Annotated in this window: 23 protein-coding genes; 2 read left to right on the top strand and 21 right to left on the bottom strand. The window is 37.2% G+C overall.

Annotated elements, in window-relative coordinates; translation table 11 throughout:
• Window positions 1–78 precede the first annotated feature (78 nt).
• The 20 genes from rpmD to ACFJGY_RS03905 form a co-directional block, all read right to left on the bottom strand.
• Window positions 79–255 carry a 50S ribosomal protein L30 gene (rpmD, locus tag ACFJGY_RS04000; RefSeq protein ID WP_125202067.1) on the bottom strand — a complete coding sequence of 59 codons (177 nt, stop codon included), beginning with the start codon at window positions 253–255 and terminating at the stop codon, window positions 79–81.
• 11 nt (window positions 256–266) lie between these two features.
• A complete protein-coding gene (gene rpsE / locus ACFJGY_RS03995) occupies window positions 267–785 on the bottom strand; it encodes a 30S ribosomal protein S5 (RefSeq protein ID WP_028122181.1) in 519 nt (172 codons plus the stop codon).
• A 19-nt stretch (window positions 786–804) separates the two neighbouring features.
• Window positions 805–1158: a 50S ribosomal protein L18 gene (gene rplR / locus ACFJGY_RS03990; RefSeq protein ID WP_379968353.1), complete on the bottom strand. Its 354-nt coding sequence runs from the start codon at window positions 1156–1158 to the stop codon at window positions 805–807.
• A gap of 11 nt (window positions 1159–1169) precedes the next feature.
• Complete coding sequence (gene rplF / locus ACFJGY_RS03985) at window positions 1170–1715, bottom strand: 50S ribosomal protein L6 (RefSeq protein ID WP_379968351.1); 546 nt, start codon at window positions 1713–1715, stop codon at window positions 1170–1172.
• Between the two features lie 18 nt (window positions 1716–1733).
• A complete protein-coding gene (rpsH, locus tag ACFJGY_RS03980; protein WP_379968349.1) occupies window positions 1734–2132 on the bottom strand; it encodes a 30S ribosomal protein S8 in 399 nt (132 codons plus the stop codon).
• Between the two features lie 147 nt (window positions 2133–2279).
• Entirely contained in the window at window positions 2280–2549 is a 270-nt protein-coding gene (rpsN, locus tag ACFJGY_RS03975) for a 30S ribosomal protein S14 (protein WP_028122177.1), read from the bottom strand.
• A gap of 1 nt (window position 2550) precedes the next feature.
• Complete coding sequence (gene rplE, locus ACFJGY_RS03970) at window positions 2551–3102, bottom strand: 50S ribosomal protein L5 (protein ID WP_379968347.1); 552 nt, start codon at window positions 3100–3102, stop codon at window positions 2551–2553.
• 12 nt (window positions 3103–3114) lie between these two features.
• The gene (gene rplX, locus ACFJGY_RS03965) at window positions 3115–3435 is read right to left on the bottom strand and encodes a 50S ribosomal protein L24 (RefSeq protein WP_379968345.1); all 321 of its coding nucleotides are present in this window, start codon (window positions 3433–3435) and stop codon (window positions 3115–3117) included.
• A gap of 20 nt (window positions 3436–3455) precedes the next feature.
• Window positions 3456–3824 (bottom strand): 50S ribosomal protein L14, encoded by a 369-nt coding sequence (rplN, locus tag ACFJGY_RS03960; protein WP_027383311.1) that lies wholly within the window; start codon window positions 3822–3824, stop codon window positions 3456–3458.
• Window positions 3824–4078 carry a 30S ribosomal protein S17 gene (rpsQ, locus tag ACFJGY_RS03955; protein WP_015806738.1) on the bottom strand — a complete coding sequence of 85 codons (255 nt, stop codon included), beginning with the start codon at window positions 4076–4078 and terminating at the stop codon, window positions 3824–3826. The genes rplN and rpsQ overlap by 1 nt, the downstream gene beginning before the upstream one ends.
• A 12-nt stretch (window positions 4079–4090) precedes the next feature.
• On the bottom strand, window positions 4091–4276 hold the full coding sequence (gene rpmC / locus ACFJGY_RS03950) for a 50S ribosomal protein L29 (RefSeq protein ID WP_379968343.1): 186 nt from the start codon (window positions 4274–4276) through the stop codon (window positions 4091–4093).
• A gap of 11 nt (window positions 4277–4287) precedes the next feature.
• A complete protein-coding gene (gene rplP / locus ACFJGY_RS03945; RefSeq protein ID WP_133944182.1) occupies window positions 4288–4713 on the bottom strand; it encodes a 50S ribosomal protein L16 in 426 nt (141 codons plus the stop codon).
• Between the two features lie 76 nt (window positions 4714–4789).
• Entirely contained in the window at window positions 4790–5542 is a 753-nt protein-coding gene (rpsC, locus tag ACFJGY_RS03940; RefSeq protein WP_379968341.1) for a 30S ribosomal protein S3, read from the bottom strand.
• 8 nt (window positions 5543–5550) lie between these two features.
• Complete coding sequence (gene rplV / locus ACFJGY_RS03935) at window positions 5551–5949, bottom strand: 50S ribosomal protein L22 (RefSeq protein WP_379968339.1); 399 nt, start codon at window positions 5947–5949, stop codon at window positions 5551–5553.
• A 2-nt stretch (window positions 5950–5951) separates the two neighbouring features.
• Window positions 5952–6230 (bottom strand): 30S ribosomal protein S19, encoded by a 279-nt coding sequence (rpsS, locus tag ACFJGY_RS03930; RefSeq protein WP_147756821.1) that lies wholly within the window; start codon window positions 6228–6230, stop codon window positions 5952–5954.
• Window positions 6231–6232: 2 nt separating this feature from the next.
• Entirely contained in the window at window positions 6233–7054 is an 822-nt protein-coding gene (rplB, locus tag ACFJGY_RS03925) for a 50S ribosomal protein L2 (RefSeq protein WP_034962863.1), read from the bottom strand.
• Between the two features lie 19 nt (window positions 7055–7073).
• The gene (gene rplW, locus ACFJGY_RS03920) at window positions 7074–7364 is read right to left on the bottom strand and encodes a 50S ribosomal protein L23 (protein WP_379968336.1); all 291 of its coding nucleotides are present in this window, start codon (window positions 7362–7364) and stop codon (window positions 7074–7076) included.
• Window positions 7365–7367: 3 nt separating this feature from the next.
• Window positions 7368–7997 carry a 50S ribosomal protein L4 gene (gene rplD, locus ACFJGY_RS03915; protein WP_379968334.1) on the bottom strand — a complete coding sequence of 210 codons (630 nt, stop codon included), beginning with the start codon at window positions 7995–7997 and terminating at the stop codon, window positions 7368–7370.
• On the bottom strand, window positions 7988–8614 hold the full coding sequence (gene rplC / locus ACFJGY_RS03910) for a 50S ribosomal protein L3 (RefSeq protein ID WP_379968332.1): 627 nt from the start codon (window positions 8612–8614) through the stop codon (window positions 7988–7990). Before rplC ends, rplD begins: the two co-directional genes overlap by 10 nt.
• A 214-nt stretch (window positions 8615–8828) precedes the next feature.
• Window positions 8829–9281, bottom strand: coding sequence for a low affinity iron permease family protein (locus tag ACFJGY_RS03905; protein WP_379968330.1), 453 nt, complete (start codon window positions 9279–9281; stop codon window positions 8829–8831).
• A 117-nt stretch (window positions 9282–9398) separates the two neighbouring features.
• On the opposite strand from ACFJGY_RS03905, the gene ACFJGY_RS03900 reads away from it, so the two are divergent.
• Together ACFJGY_RS03900 and ACFJGY_RS03895 are read left to right on the top strand one after the other, a co-directional pair.
• Window positions 9399–10388: a hypothetical protein gene (locus ACFJGY_RS03900; protein ID WP_379968328.1), complete on the top strand. Its 990-nt coding sequence runs from the start codon at window positions 9399–9401 to the stop codon at window positions 10386–10388.
• Entirely contained in the window at window positions 10385–12901 is a 2517-nt protein-coding gene (locus ACFJGY_RS03895; protein ID WP_379968326.1) for a hypothetical protein, read from the top strand. The genes ACFJGY_RS03900 and ACFJGY_RS03895 overlap by 4 nt, the downstream gene beginning before the upstream one ends.
• 75 nt (window positions 12902–12976) lie before the next feature.
• Here the strand turns inward: ACFJGY_RS03895 and ACFJGY_RS03890 are convergent, their stop codons facing one another.
• On the bottom strand, window positions 12977–15211 hold the full coding sequence (locus tag ACFJGY_RS03890) for a reprolysin-like metallopeptidase (RefSeq protein ID WP_379968324.1): 2235 nt from the start codon (window positions 15209–15211) through the stop codon (window positions 12977–12979).
• Between the last annotated feature and the right edge of the window lie 43 nt (window positions 15212–15254).

Raw genomic sequence — 15254 nt, 5'->3', positions numbered from 1 at the left:
ATTGAATATTTGAGATTAAAAGATTTGAGATCCGAGATCAAAGACCAAGTCTCCAATCTCATATCTCATTATCTATTATTATTTTTGAACTTCTAATAAGTGACTTACAGAAGCAATCATTCCTAAGATGGAAGGTGTAGCTTCGTGCTCGATTACTTGGTGAAGTTTTTTAAATCCTAAAGCTTCAAGCGTTCTTTTTTGGGTTTTAGATCTATTAATAGCGCTTCTAACTTGTTTTACTTTGATTGTTGCCATTATTATATTGATTAACCGTTAAACACTTTATCTAAAGAAACTCCTCTCATTCTTGCAATTTCTTCTGGTCTTCTGATGTCCAATAATGCGTTGAAAGTAGCTTTCACAACATTATGTGGGTTAGAAGAACCTTTAGATTTTGACAATACATCGTGTACACCTGCAGATTCTAGTACTGCACGTACTGCACCACCAGCGATAAGTCCTGTACCGTGAGACGCAGGTCTCAAGAAGATATCAGCACCACCGTATCTTGCAGAAGTCTGGTGAGGAATTGTATGGTTAATTACAGGAACTTTCACTAAGTTTTTCTTAGCATCTTCTACTGCTTTCGCAATTGCAGAAGCAACTTCTTTAGATTTACCTAGTCCGTAACCGATGATTCCGTCCTCGTTTCCTACAACAACAATTGCAGAAAATCCGAAAGCTCTACCACCTTTGGTTACTTTAGTTACTCTGTTAACATCAACCAGACGATCTTTTAATTCTAATCCTCCAGGTTTAACTCTTTCTATATTACTATCTACCATGTTTTCTGAATTTTTAAAATTAGAATTTAAGACCAGCTTCTCTAGCACCGTCAGCAAGAGCTTTCACTCTACCGTGATACACGAATCCGTTTCTGTCAAATACAATATTCTCGATACCAGCCGCTTTTGCTTTTTCAGCAATTGCTTTACCTACAGCTGTAGATACTTCTGTTTTTGTACCTTTAGCATCCACTCCTTTATCTCTAGAGGAAGCAGATACTAATGTTTTACCTTCTTTATCATCTACTAATTGTGCGTAGATTTCTTTATTACTTTTGAATACAGACAATCTTGGTAATACTGCAGATCCTGAGATCTTACCTCTTACTCTTCTTTTGATTCTGTTTCTTTTCTCAACTTTTGTTAATGCCATTTTCTTAAATTTTATGCAGATTTACCGGCTTTTCTTCTAATGATTTCACCTACGAACCTAACACCTTTTCCTTTGTAAGGCTCAGGCTTTCTGAAAGATCTGATCTTTGCAGCCACCATTCCAAGAAGTTGATTATCGTAAGAAGATAATGTAATGATCGGGTTTTTCCCTTTTTCAGTCAATGTATCCAATGTTACTTCTTTTGGAAGTTCCAATACGATACCGTGAGAAAATCCAAGAGCCAATTCTAATCTTTGACCGTTGTGAGATGCTCTGTATCCAACTCCTACCAATTCTAATTTCTTAGTAAATCCTGTAGTAGTACCAACAATCATATTGTTGATAAGCGCGCGGTACAAACCGTGAAGCGCTTTGTGTTCTTTTGAGTCAGAAGGTCGGCTGAACGTAAGCACGCCGTCTTCTTGTGTGAAGCTGATCCCTCCTGTAAGTTCCTGGATCAATTCACCCTTAGGACCTTTAACTGTTACGACATCATCTTTCTGAGAGATTGTAACACCAGCAGGAACTTCTATAATTGCTTTACCAATTCTTGACATTTTCCTTGTTTTAAAAAATTAATATACGTAGCAAATTACTTCGCCTCCTACTTTCTCTTGTCTTGCTTTTTTATCCGTCATTACTCCTCTTGAAGTAGAGATAATAGCTACACCCAGACCATTAAGTACTCTTGGAAGTTCCGCAGAACCTTTGTACTGTCTTAGTCCTGGTCTAGAAGCTCTTTGGATAGACTTGATAGCCGGCTTGCTAGTTTGCTTGTCGTACTTAAGAGCGATTTTGATCGTTCCTTGAACAGCGTTATCCTCGAACTTATAGTTCAAGATGTAACCTTGGTCAAAAAGAATTTTCGTAAGCTCTTTTTTGATTTTTGATGCAGGAATTTCCACCACTTTGTGGCCTGCGCTTTGTGCGTTCCTTACTCTGGTTAGGAAATCTGAAATTGGATCTGTTACCATTTCTTTGTTTTAAAATTATTGGTTTATGACAACCAGTATTGAAAAGACTTGAAGATTAAAATATCAGACCTCAGAAAACCTCGGTCTGATATTTTTATACTTTAGTATCTCAACAACTTAATTGCCTCGATTGTTTTTGTTAATTGCTTACCAACTAGCTTTTTTAACTCCCGGGATGAGTCCGTTGTTTGCCATTTCTCTGAAAGTTACTCTGGAAAGTCCGAATGTTCTCATATATCCTCTTGGTCTTCCTGTCAATTTACATCTGTTGTGTAATCTTACAGGAGAAGCATTTTTAGGTAACTTCTGTAATGCATCGTAATCTCCAGCTTCTTTCAAAGCTTTTCTTTTTTCAGCATATTTAGCTACAGTAGCTTCTCTTTTGCGCTCACGCGCTTTCATTGATTCTTTAGCCATCTTAGTTCTTTTTGAACGGTAAACCGAAGTGAGTTAATAATGATTTTGCTTCTTTGTCAGTTTTCGCAGTTGTAACGAAAGTGATGTCCATCCCTTGGATTTTTTTCACTTTATCAATTACGATCTCTGGGAAGATAATTTGCTCAGTGATTCCTAAGTTATAATTACCTCTTCCGTCGAAACCATCAGCTTTGATACCAGAAAAATCTCTAATCCTTGGTAAAGCAGAAGACGTCAATCTGTCTAAGAATTCATACATTTTATCAGCTCTAAGAGTTACTCTAGCTCCGATTGGCATTCCTTTTCTTAGTTTGAAAGCAGCCTCATCTTTTTTAGATAAAGTACCTACAGCTTTTTGTCCGGTGATTGCAGTCAATTCTTCTACAGCATAGTCCACGATTTTTTTATCTTGAACAGCTGCACCAAGTCCTTGGCTTACAACGATTTTCAATAATTTAGGAACCTGCATTACAGATTTGTACCCAAATTCTTCCATCATTGCAGGAACAATTTTCTCTTTATATGTTTGTTTTGGTCTTACTATATATTCCATTGTAATATTAAATTATAAAGTTTCACCGGTAGTTTTAGCTACTCTTACTTTTTTGTCTCCTTCTACTTTAGATCCTGTCTTTGTAGCTTTCCCGTTTTTATCAACAAGTGCTACGTTCGAGATATGTAAAGAAGCTTCTTTTTCTACAATTCCACCTTGAGGGTTAGAAGCGGATGGCTTAACGTGTTTTTTCACGATATTGATACCTGCAACAACTACTCTTGGATCTTTACCTTCTTTTCTGATTACTTCAAGAACCTCACCTTTGCTACCTTTATTTTTTCCGGTAGTTACAAGTACGTTGTCTCCTCTTTTTATTTTAACTTTTGTCATTTTTTCTAAAATTTTAAAGATTAAAGTACTTCAGGAGCTAATGAAATAACCTTCATATATTCTTTGTCTCTCAACTCACGGGCAACCGGTCCAAAAACACGGGTTCCTCTCATCTCTCCGGCAGCATTAAGAAGTACACAAGCGTTGTCTTCGAATTTGATGTAAGATCCATCTTTTCTTCTAACAGCTTTTTTAGTTCTTACCACTACGGCTTTAGATACTTGTCCTTTTTTTGCATTTCCTGATGGAGTAGAATCTTTGATAGTTACAACGATTTTATCACCAACAGAAGCATATCTTCTTCTAGTTCCTCCTAGAACTCTGATCACTAGTACTTCTTTTGCACCTGTGTTATCAGCTACTTTTAGTCTTGATTCGGTTTGTAACATTATTTAGCTTTTTCTATGATTCTTACTAATCTCCATCTTTTGCTTTTACTCAAAGGTCTAGTTTCAGTAATCAAAACTGTGTCCCCTTCAGTACACTCATTGTTCTCATCGTGTGCAGTGTATTTTTTCGTTTTCAAAACGAACTTACCGTACATTGGATGTTTTACTCTCGTAGTTTCGCTAACAACAATAGTCTTTTCCATTTTATTGCTGGAAACTATTCCGATTCTTTCTTTTCTTAAATTTCTATCCATTGTAAAAAGGAATTATTGTTTGTTAGTTAACTCTGTGTTAAGTCTTGCGATTGTCTTTCTCAAATCTCTGATCTGAATAGGATTCTCAACTGGGCTGATTTTGTGGGCTAATTTCAATTTGAAATAGTTAGCCTGAGCGTCAGCCAATTGGTTTTGTAGATCCTCTTTGCTTAAATTTTTGATGTCAGCTTTTTTCATTTTATGAGAGATTATAGAGGTTTAACAAAATCGTTAGCAACTACGAATTTGGTAACAATTGGTAACTTCTGAGCAGCAAGCCTAAGAGCTTCTTTTGCTACTTCGTAAGGTACACCACCAACTTCGAACATAATTTTACCAGGTTTTACTACGGCTACCCAATATTCTACAGCACCTTTACCTTTACCCATCCTTACTTCGGCTGGTTTTTTAGTAATCGGCTTATCCGGGAAGATTTTGATCCATAGCTGACCTTCTCTTTTCATATATCTTGTAGCAGCGATACGAGCCGCTTCAATTTGTCTTGCAGTAACCCAAGCTCCTTCTGTAGCTTTGATTCCGAAAGTTCCGTAAGCAAGTTGATTACCTCTTTGGGCAATCCCCTTCATTTTCATCTTGTGAACTCTACGGAATTTGGTTCTTTTTGGTTGTAACATAATTTTAAATTTTAGATTTTAGAATTTAGATTTTAAAAAAGTAACGGTCATTTAAAAACTGGCCTCTAAAATTTTATTAATTATTTCTTCTTGGTTTTCTGTCGCCTCCTCTGTTTTCTCTGTCTCCGCCTCTGTCATTTCTGTCATTACGTCCTCCAGAAGGTGCTTTTTTCTGTTGTCCTACAAGTGGAGTAAGGTCTCTTTTACCATACACTTCTCCTTTCATAATCCAAACTTTTACACCTAATTTACCATACTGAGTCAATGCTTCACCGATGTGATAATCGATATCTGCACGGAAAGTAGATAAAGGAATTCTTCCGTCTTTGAAGTTTTCAGAACGTGCCATCTCAGCACCGTTTAGTCTTCCAGAGATTTGAACTTTGATACCTTCAGCTCCCATTCTCATTGTAGAAGCAATTGCCATTTTCACAGCTCTTCTGTAAGAGATACGGTTTTCAATTTGCTTAGCAATGCTGTCAGCAACTAATACTGCATCCAGCTCAGGTCTTTTGATTTCGAAAATATTGATCTGGATATCTTTTCCTGTCAATTTTTTCAACTCTTCTTTTAGTTTGTCAACTTCCTGTCCTCCTTTACCGATAATTAAACCTGGTCTAGCAGTAGTGATAGTTACAGTTACTAATTTAAGGGTTCTTTCAATATAAATTTTTGAAATACCACCTTTAGATAGTCTAGCTTCAAGGTATCTTCTGATTTTGTAGTCTTCTGCGATTCTGTCTCCATAATCGTTTCCGCCAAACCAGTTAGAATCCCATCCTCTGATGATACCTAATCTGTTACCAATTGGATTTGTCTTCTGTCCCATACCTTGAATTAATTTTCTTTACTACCTAAGATTAATGTAATGTGGTTAGATCTTTTTCTGATTCTGTAACCTCTACCTTGCGGTGCTGGTCTTAGTCTCTTCAATTGTCTTGCGCTATCCACAAATATTTCTTTAACGATAAGGTTAGCCTCCTCAATGTCAGCGCCTTCGTTTTTTAACTGCCAGTTTGCAATCGCAGAAAGTAATACTTTTTCCAATTTCTCAGAAGCACCTTTCTTTGAATATTTTAGAATAGACAGAGCTTTTTCTACCTCTACTCCTCTAATGATATCAGCAACTAATCTCATTTTTCTAGGAGAAGACGGGCAATCGTTGTGTAACGCTTTTGCCACATCTTGATTTGCTATTTTACGTGCTAATGCACTTTCTCTTTTTCTTGATCCCATGATTATCTACCTCCTTTATTTTTGTTACCACCGTGACCTCTGAAAGATCTTGTCGGAGAAAATTCGCCTAGCTTGTGTCCTACCATGTTTTCTGTAACATAAACCGGGATAAAGGATTTCCCGTTGTGTACTGCGATAGTCTGACCTACGAAGTCTGGAGATATCATTGATGCTCTGGACCAAGTTTTGATTACTGTCTTTTTATTAGACTCTATATTTGCCTGGACCTTCTTATCTAAAGTATGATGAATAAAAGGTCCTTTTTTAAGTGATCTTGACATAATTATTTACGTTTAGATATGATATGACGGTTAGACGCTTTGTTTTTCTTTCTAGTTTTGTAACCTTTAGCCGGCATACCGTTTCTAGATCTTGGGTGACCTCCAGAAGAACGTCCTTCACCACCACCCATTGGGTGATCCACAGGGTTCATTACTACCGGTCTAGTTCTAGGTCTTCTTCCTAACCATCTGCTTCTACCAGCCTTACCTGATACAGTTAACTGGTGATCTGAGTTAGAAACTGATCCAACCATTGCATAACACTCAGTAAGAATCATTCTGGATTCTCCTGAAGGCAATTTAACGATTGCATATTTTCCGTCTCTTGAAGTCAATTGAGCAGATGATCCAGCGCTTCTAGCAAGAGTAGCACCTTGTCCTGGTTTCAATTCGATACAAGAAATTACAGTTCCTAGTGGAATACTTTTCAGTTTCATTGCGTTACCTACGTTAGGTTCCACACTTTCTCCTGAAATGATTACTTGATCTACTTTGATTCCGTTTGGAGCGATGATATATCTTTTTTCTCCGTCTGCATATTCAACTAAAGCGATGAAAGCAGTTCTATTTGGATCATATTCTACAGTTTTTACCGTTGCTTCAACATCATGTTTGTTTCTTTTGAAGTCGATAATTCTGTATTTCTTTTTGTGTCCACCGCCGGTGTAACGCATGGTCATTTTACCAGTTTGGTTACGTCCACCTGACTTACTAATACCAACGGTTAGAGATTTCTCTGGTTTGTTGGTAGTAATTTCCTCAAAGTTGTTTACAACTCTGAATCTCTGTCCCGGGGTGATAGGTTTTAATTTTCTAACAGACATTACTATTATTTATAATTAATTAATTAGTTGCGAAAATATCAATAACTTCTCCAGCTGCCAATGTTACAACAGCTTTCTTTAATTTATTGGTTTTCCCAATCTGAAGTCCTTTTTTAGTGTTTTTCGAAGAAACTTTAGGCGCATAAATCATCGTTCTAACGTCTGCTACTTTTACACCATAGTGTGCCTCTATTGCACCTTTGATCTGGATCTTGTTTGCTTTTGGAGCAACCAAGAAAGAATAAGCCCCTCTCAACTCTGTAAGATAGTTTGCTTTTTCTGAAATGATTGGTTTAATAATAAGTGACATGATTTATTTCTTTAAGTTTTCCTGAAATTTTTCTACTGCATCTTCTAAGAAAATGATCTCACCAGCGTTGATCAAATCATAAGAAGAAATCTCGTTATAATTTAATACTTTCGTTTTTGGTAAGTTTCTTGAAGATAAATATACATTCTTGTTAGCCTCAGGAAGTACGAATAATGATTTCTTACCTGTAAGAGTCAAAGCATCCAACAATGTGATGAATTCTTTGGTCTTAGGAGCATCAAAACTGAAATTCTCTAATATTCTAACGCTGTTATCTTTCAATTTTTGAGAAAGAACAGATTTCTTAGCTAATCTTTTCAAAGATTTGTTCAATTTGAAACGGTAATCTCTTGGTTTTGGACCAAAAACTCTACCTCCACCTTTGAAAGTTGGTGACTTGATATCACCATATCTAGCAGATCCGGAACCTTTTTGCTTTTTAAGCTTTCTGGTAGAACCTGTAATTTCGCTTCTTTCTTTTGATTTATGAGTACCTTGACGCTGAGCAGCAAGATATTGTTTAACCTCTAAGTAAACCGCGTGCTGGTTTGGCTCAATTCCGAAAACTGTTTCGTCAAGAGTTACTTTTCTTCCGGTTTCTTTTCCTGATGTATTTAATACTACTAGTTCCATTTTCTGATAATTACATAAGAATTTTTCGCTCCCGGAATAGCACCTTTTACTACTAAAAGATTTTGTTCCTCATCTACTTTTAACACCTGAAGGTTTTGTACAGTTACCTGCTTACCTCCCATTCTGCCTGCCATTCTCATCCCCTTGAATACTCTAGACGGATCCGAACCCGCACCGATAGAACCTGGAGCTCTAAGTCTGTTGTGCTGTCCGTGAGTTGCCTGCATTACACCTCCAAAGCCGTGTCTTTTAACAACACCCTGGAAACCTTTACCTTTTGAAGTACCTGTAATATCTACGAATTCTCCTTCGCCGAATAATTTTACAGTTACATCTTCTCCTACTGTTACCTGGTCTACGAATTCTCTGTAGAACTCTACCAATTTAGCTTTAGGAGTTGAACCAGCCTTTTTAAAGTGGCCGGCTAACGCTTTACCAACGTTCTTCTCACTCTTGTCATCGAAACCTAACTGAACAGCTTTATAGCCATCCTTTTCAACGGTTCTGACCTGTAAAACCGAGCATGGACCTGCTTGAATAACTGTACAAGGAATGTTTTTCCCGTCTTCGTTAAACAAAGATGTCATACCGATTTTTTTACCAATAATACCTGACATTATTTATATATATCTATTATATTAAAACTTAGCATTTTAGCGGTGTTCGTCATATTCTATGTCTGAAATAGGCATACTCCTTCCCTAAAATGAGTGTGCAAATGTAAGGATATTTTTTATATTGGCAAATAAATATCCGGAAATTATTTGATAATTTGTGAGTTACGGAATTTTGGCAAAAATTCCTTTTGAAATCAAGATTTAAATACCGGATTTATAATTCCGGATTTTTGTCCTGATATTTATTATGATGTTTTTTCACTGCAGCATCTATAGAATAGCACTTGTGTATGTCCTCGTCTTTCTTGGATAATTCAGCAATTTTTACAAAATAATGATGGAGCTGATCCAGTTCTTTTTCCGTAAGATCTTCCACATCGACCATTCTGTTGCTCGCCTGCCGGCTGGCCGCAATCAGTTCATTCAGTTTGAGTTGAATCGCTTTCCCGTCTTTGTTCTGGGCTTTTTGAATCAGGAAAACCATCAGGAAAGTAATAATGGTGGTCCCCGTATTAATGACCAGCTGCCACGTTTCTGAATAATCGAAAACCGGACCGGTAACAGCCCAAATCACGACGATAAGCAATGCGCCTATAAATGCATAAGAACTGCCGGTAAAACTGGTTGCGGCATTCGCGAATCTTTCAAACAAATTTTTATTATTCATTTTTGTTTTCAAAGTTAAACATTCGGTGCAATGAAATATTGAATTTTATTTTCCGGGAATTCCTTTTACTTTGTCATTTTAATGATTAATATTAATGATCCTTAATAACAGATTGCTATGAAGAGAACTTTTCTGCTGCTCGTTTGTATTTTATTAATTAGCAGTTGTTCCAAAACTGAGATTAGTAATGACTGCGGTTTTTATTACTGGCGGTCAAAATTAAGTTTAACCAAAAACGAACAGCAGACACTCAATAAAAGCAAAGTCTCAAATCTTTATACCAGATTTTTCGATGTTGTAAAAGAGAATAATCAGTTTTTGGAAGTCGGAGTAATTTCTATTGACAAAGGTTTTTCCATTAATAAAAAGATCGTCCCTGTCATTTTTATAACTAACGAAACCTGGTTCAATATCAAACCAAATGAGATTGAATTTCTGGCTAATAAAATCAACAATCATATCAATAGGATCAAATCCAGAAATCATCTAAACCTAAAAAATGAAATCCAGATCGACAGCGACTGGACAACTTCTACAAAGGGTGATTATTTCAAATTTCTGCAAACTCTCAAAAAGATATCCAAGAAAAATGTGACCTGCACGTTAAGGCTTCACCAAGTCAAAGATAAATTACAAACAGGAATTCCGCCTGTTAATAAAATGTATCTGATGTGTTACGCCACTTCTTCCCCACTTGAAAATCAGGATCAAAATTCTATTCTGAATGTAAAGACCTTGAAATCTTATTTAAAAAATATCGATGATTATCCTGTAAAGTTAGACGTCGCTTTGCCAATCTATTCCTGGGGAATCGTGACCAATCATGTTGGGAAGAAAAAACTGATCAATGCCTTAACGGCAGAAGAATTGATGCAAAATAAAAACTTCAAAAAGATTAATGAAAATAACTTCGAAGTTCTGAAGGACGATTTCTACTTCGGAATGTATCTCAACAAAGGTTTCAAAATCAAGATCGAAGAAATTCCCGAGGAAGATATTATCGAAAGTATTACATTTATTAACAAAAAATTAGATTACAATCCACACCTTATATATTATCATCTCGACGATAGATTTACCAAAAACTACAAAACACTTTTCCAATGAAAAAACTAGTATTAACCGCAGCAATCTTTTTCGGTTTTCAGCAAAATACCAAAGCTTGTGCAGAATATAATCCCGATTACGACTACTTCAATCTGTTTGCCCAAGAAATCATTCACAACAAAACTTATGAGCCTTTCCTTCTTACCTATAGCAGTCATTTCTACGGTTACGATTATAATGGAAGACTCGATAAAGACATCCCAGACGAAAACATCGAATCGTGGGTCAAATATTTTGACAACAAGCTGACTTACGGTGAAGCTAACGCATTGGTCACGAAACTTGACATCAAACATCTCAACAATCTTAAGAAAGGACAACTCACCCATCCGCTGTTTCAAAAATTAGGAAAAGGTTTTTATACAAAATATCAGGAAGCGATGGATTATCTGATTGAGGCCAAATATCTGGAGCCTTATATGAGGATCAATTATGTTGAAAATCCGGATTCATATTCTTACCGGGAAAGTAGTCCGACTGACAAAAATGCGACACAGCTGAATTATGATAAAACCAATGCTGCATTGATCTCACTTTACAAAGCCGCAAGTAATTCAGAAATCAAATTGAGGTATGCTTACCAATTGGTACGTTTCAACCATTACTCCAGAAAATACCAGCAAGCGATTACTGCTTTTCAAACTTATGCGGAACCTTTGAAGCTTAAAAATCACATCTATTATTATGCTTTGGATCAAAAAGCCGGAGCAGAACGCGGACTGAAACAATTTGACAGAGCGAATTGGGACTTCTTCCAGGTTTTTAAGAACACCAACAATAAGAAAGAAAGTGCTTATAATTCTATGTTTCTGGCGACGGACAAAGACTTTAACAAAATCCTTGCCCAGACCAAAACACCGGAAGACAGAAATATGGCATATTTTCTTTTGGCCTACAACTCCTTCAACAATCCTGTTCCGATTATGAACAAGATGATCGAGAACAATACAGAGTCTGACATTTTGAAGGTTCTGACCGTTCGGGCAATTAATCAGCTGGAAAGAAATTATCTCGTCGTAAATCCTTATTGTAATGATGAAAAATGTGATCATTTTCGAAACAAAAGATTACCGTTTTATGCGCCGGATAATTATCAGGAACAGACCAAGGATTTCGCCAAAGATCTGGAAGCAACTATTGTCTTAGCGAAAAGCAAAAAAGGCGCAGATGAATTCTGGCAGCTTTGCGAAGCCTATATCAAATTCCTGAATACCGATTACAAAGGAAGTCAGAAAATATTATCTGAAATCAAAACCACTAACAAGGAATATCTGACTGAGATCGAGAAATTCAAAATGCTGAATGAGATTGTTTCCCAGCCAACCATTACGACGGAGTTTGAAAACTTGTTAATGAAAAAATATGCGCAGGTTTTTGAACAGAAAGGTGAATATAATAACTGGGCCTATCAGCCTTCTACCAAAGATTTTGTGATGGACATTCTGTCCAACAGATATTTTCTTCAGAAGGAAGACGCCAAATCTTTCCTGATGAACAATAGCTTGTCCGATCTGCAGTACAATCCAAACTCCGAACTCGTAAAAAAAGTGGAAGAATTCTACAAAAAGCCAAACAAGACAGCTTTTGAAAATTATCTCGTTAAGAAAATGGAAGACATCGCCGATCCGGAATCTTTCTTCAATGTGATCTATGGCGACCGTGCGATGCGGATGGCAGATTTCAAAAAAGCAAAAGAATATTACCTGAAAGCTAAAAACTATAAAGGCATCCCGAGAATGGTCAGCGAGTGGAAAGAAGACGGCAATTCCTATTCTCAAAAACCATTGACTTTTGAAAACGGTGTTTATAATGGTTTTAATAATATTTCATCTTTGGTTTTCGGGTATAATGTCTGGGAAAGTTTCCAGAGCAAGCCGGAAGAATCTATGAAGGCGGAAGGTTTTTCCAATTTCCCATTCATCAATAACAAAATGAATAAGATTGAGCTGGCAGAAGCGATGATTCAGCTGGAAAATATTGGAAAGGGAAATGATGACAAAGCACGATTGGCCAATCAGCTTCTTGGGAATCTGCTTTACAACACTTCGGTTTTGGGTTATTTCCGGGAAATATTTGTGATGGATGTCGATAACACAAACGGTCCGAAGTTCCAGTTTGGGAACGAACTGCAGTCGCCTTTTTATCTTTATTACAAAAATTTCTCCACGAGAAGTTATGTAGAGCCGGATAATTTTGATCTCGCTATCAACTATTACAAGAAAGCTTTGACCTTATCAAAAGACAAAGAAAACCAAGCCAGAATCCTCTTTCAGATGGCAAGTGCCGAACAAGGGAAATATTACCAGTGGGAAGCCAACAATCCGTTGAAAGTCAATTATGATGATCCGAAATATGAAGAAAAGTCTAAGCAAAATGAGAATTTTTTCAGTAAAACCAAGAACGAAAAATTCCGGACATCATTTGCTCAACTGAAGGCTAATTATAGTCAGACATCAACTTATAAAAATCTCCAGAGCAGCTGTCTGTATTTTGGATATTACACGCATAAGTAAGTGTAATTTTATATTAATATAAAAGCCGCTTCAGAAATTCTGAGGCGGCTTTGGTTTTATAGAAAGTTAGAAGTATTATTCTTTTACGAATTTGGTTTTCACAACCGTTCCTTTATCATCAACATTTAGGAAATAAACACCTTTGGTTAATTTGTTAACTGCTACTTTTCCTGTTCCAAGATTACCTTTGGAAACAAGTTGCCCGGCTGCACTGAAAATCTCATAATTTGAGTTCAGGGAAACATTGGAAACATTCAAAACATCTTTTACCGGATTAGGGAAAATCTGAATTGATTTGGTATTGTTAACGTCAGATACTGCCAACGTTGTACTTACTGTTGCAGGCTTCACAGCATAGAACACATTTCCGATTGCAGAAACTCTGATGTGGCCGGTTTTCCCAACCAATGCAGCAGGAATCGCGACGCTTGCAGTCCCACTATTAGGAACAGAAGCCGCTAAAGTTGTCCACGTTGCTCCACTGTCAGAAGTGAAATCTACTTTTACATTAGCCACGTTATAAGGAGAAGCTGTAGTTCCGGATACTACCCAAGTAATTGTAGAATTACCGCCAGCCATCAAAGTAGGAGGTGTATTTACGGTGAAGGCCGCTGCTGATCCTACAACAATAGTTTGTGTAGTATAAGCAGTTTGCGCTTGTCCGGCAGCTTTGTTATCTCTGGCTGTTACACGGAACTTTGTTGTTCTTGCAACTGTAGAAGCTGCTTCAAAATCTGCAGTGTTTTTTACCGTACCAGCTAAAACTGTTGATAATTTAGGGAAGTATCTCGTTGGTGAACTAGTTGGAAGCCAAGATCTGAAAGTAGCACCGGAAGTAGTATTTCCAAGAGCAGAAGCGCCGTCACCTGTTCCTGAAGCCATCCCAATTCCGTTTGCTATTGTACTGGAATCCATTTCTTCCCAACAGTAAGTCAATGCATCTCCATCAGGATCTGTAGCTGCTGCTGTCAAAACAAAGGCTGTACTTTTAGGAATTGTATAGCTGGTTGCAGTCATCGCTGTTACAACCGGTGGATTATTGGTAATATTTGTCTCAACATCTACAGTTACTGACGCAAGATTGGTCTGAACCTGATCGATACTAACACTGTGGAAATAAGCATCTGAATGCGCCTGAACATCTGTATTAGTACCTGTAATACCTGCATAACCCATAATTGTAGATCCTGAACCTGGCTCTACTGTAACACCCGTTCCTTCATTATAACTATAAGTGTGATTGTCTCCCAACTGATGTCCCATTTCATGAGCTACGTAATCGATATCAAAATTATCGCCGCTTGGTGCTCCGGATCCTGGAGAAGTAATCCCACTTCCCTTATAATTGTCCGGAGAGTTGTAAGAATATCCACAATCTGAATATGTTGAATACGATACATCATTGCTTCCAATACAGCCGATACATCCGGCATTACCGCCGCCTCCGCTTCTTCCGAATAAGTGTCCGATGTCGTAATCTGCATCGGTTACACCATAAGTTCCGCCGTGTAGAACATTCATCAGTTCATAGTTCCATTTACACATTTGGCTTGCTGCACTGTAAGGATCTGTAGAAGCAGTGGTGAAAATAAGATTTGGTGCATTCACCATATTAAGGTGTAAATTGAACTCCTGCTCAAAAACGCCATTCACTCTCGTCATTGTAGCATTCATTTGAGTAAGCGCTCCTGCCACACTTCCAAAATAAGCACCATATTCTCCTGTAACAGAAAGTGCTAATCTAAGTGTGTGGAATTTTTTATTTCCGGATTTTTCAGCGGATCCGTTTTTATACATTTCTTTCAATCGTTCTACGGATGCCTGATCTTCTTTTGTATTACAGTTAAAAGCTCCATCTTTATTGGTTTTACCGTGTACAGAATAATATGCCTTGTTGTCCGTAGCAGGTTCAATGAATTCATATTTACCATTGCTGATGACCATAGACTGGAAATCATTTGGCGCCACACTGAATCTCACATATTTAGTTGGGTCATCTATCCCAACACCAACATAAGAACCTAATTGGTATTGATTTGCCAAAGCCTCATCCATAACAGGAAAGCTATTAACAGCAAATCTTTCAATTTTTCCATCTACTGTCGGCATACTAACCGTAACAGTTCCTGCTGCATTTCCAACTTTATCAGCAGCCATTAATTGACCTCTGATAGCATTGATGTCTAATTTGTAATAAACTGAGTTATCACTTTTTCTTGTTACATCTACATTTGGTGTTGCCTTGCTCCATTGTGCATTCATCAACGTCAGCCCGCCAAAGAAAAGTAAAGTAGTTAATCTTTTATTCATATTTTTAAATTAAGGCGACAAATGTAGCATTTTATTGCAAATA

The sequence above is a fragment of the Epilithonimonas sp. UC225_85 genome, from assembly GCF_042695135.1.
Lineage (GTDB): Bacteria > Bacteroidota > Bacteroidia > Flavobacteriales > Weeksellaceae > Epilithonimonas.
The sequence above is the reverse complement of the archived record's forward strand: the minus strand, read 5'-3'. Positions and strand labels throughout refer to the sequence as shown.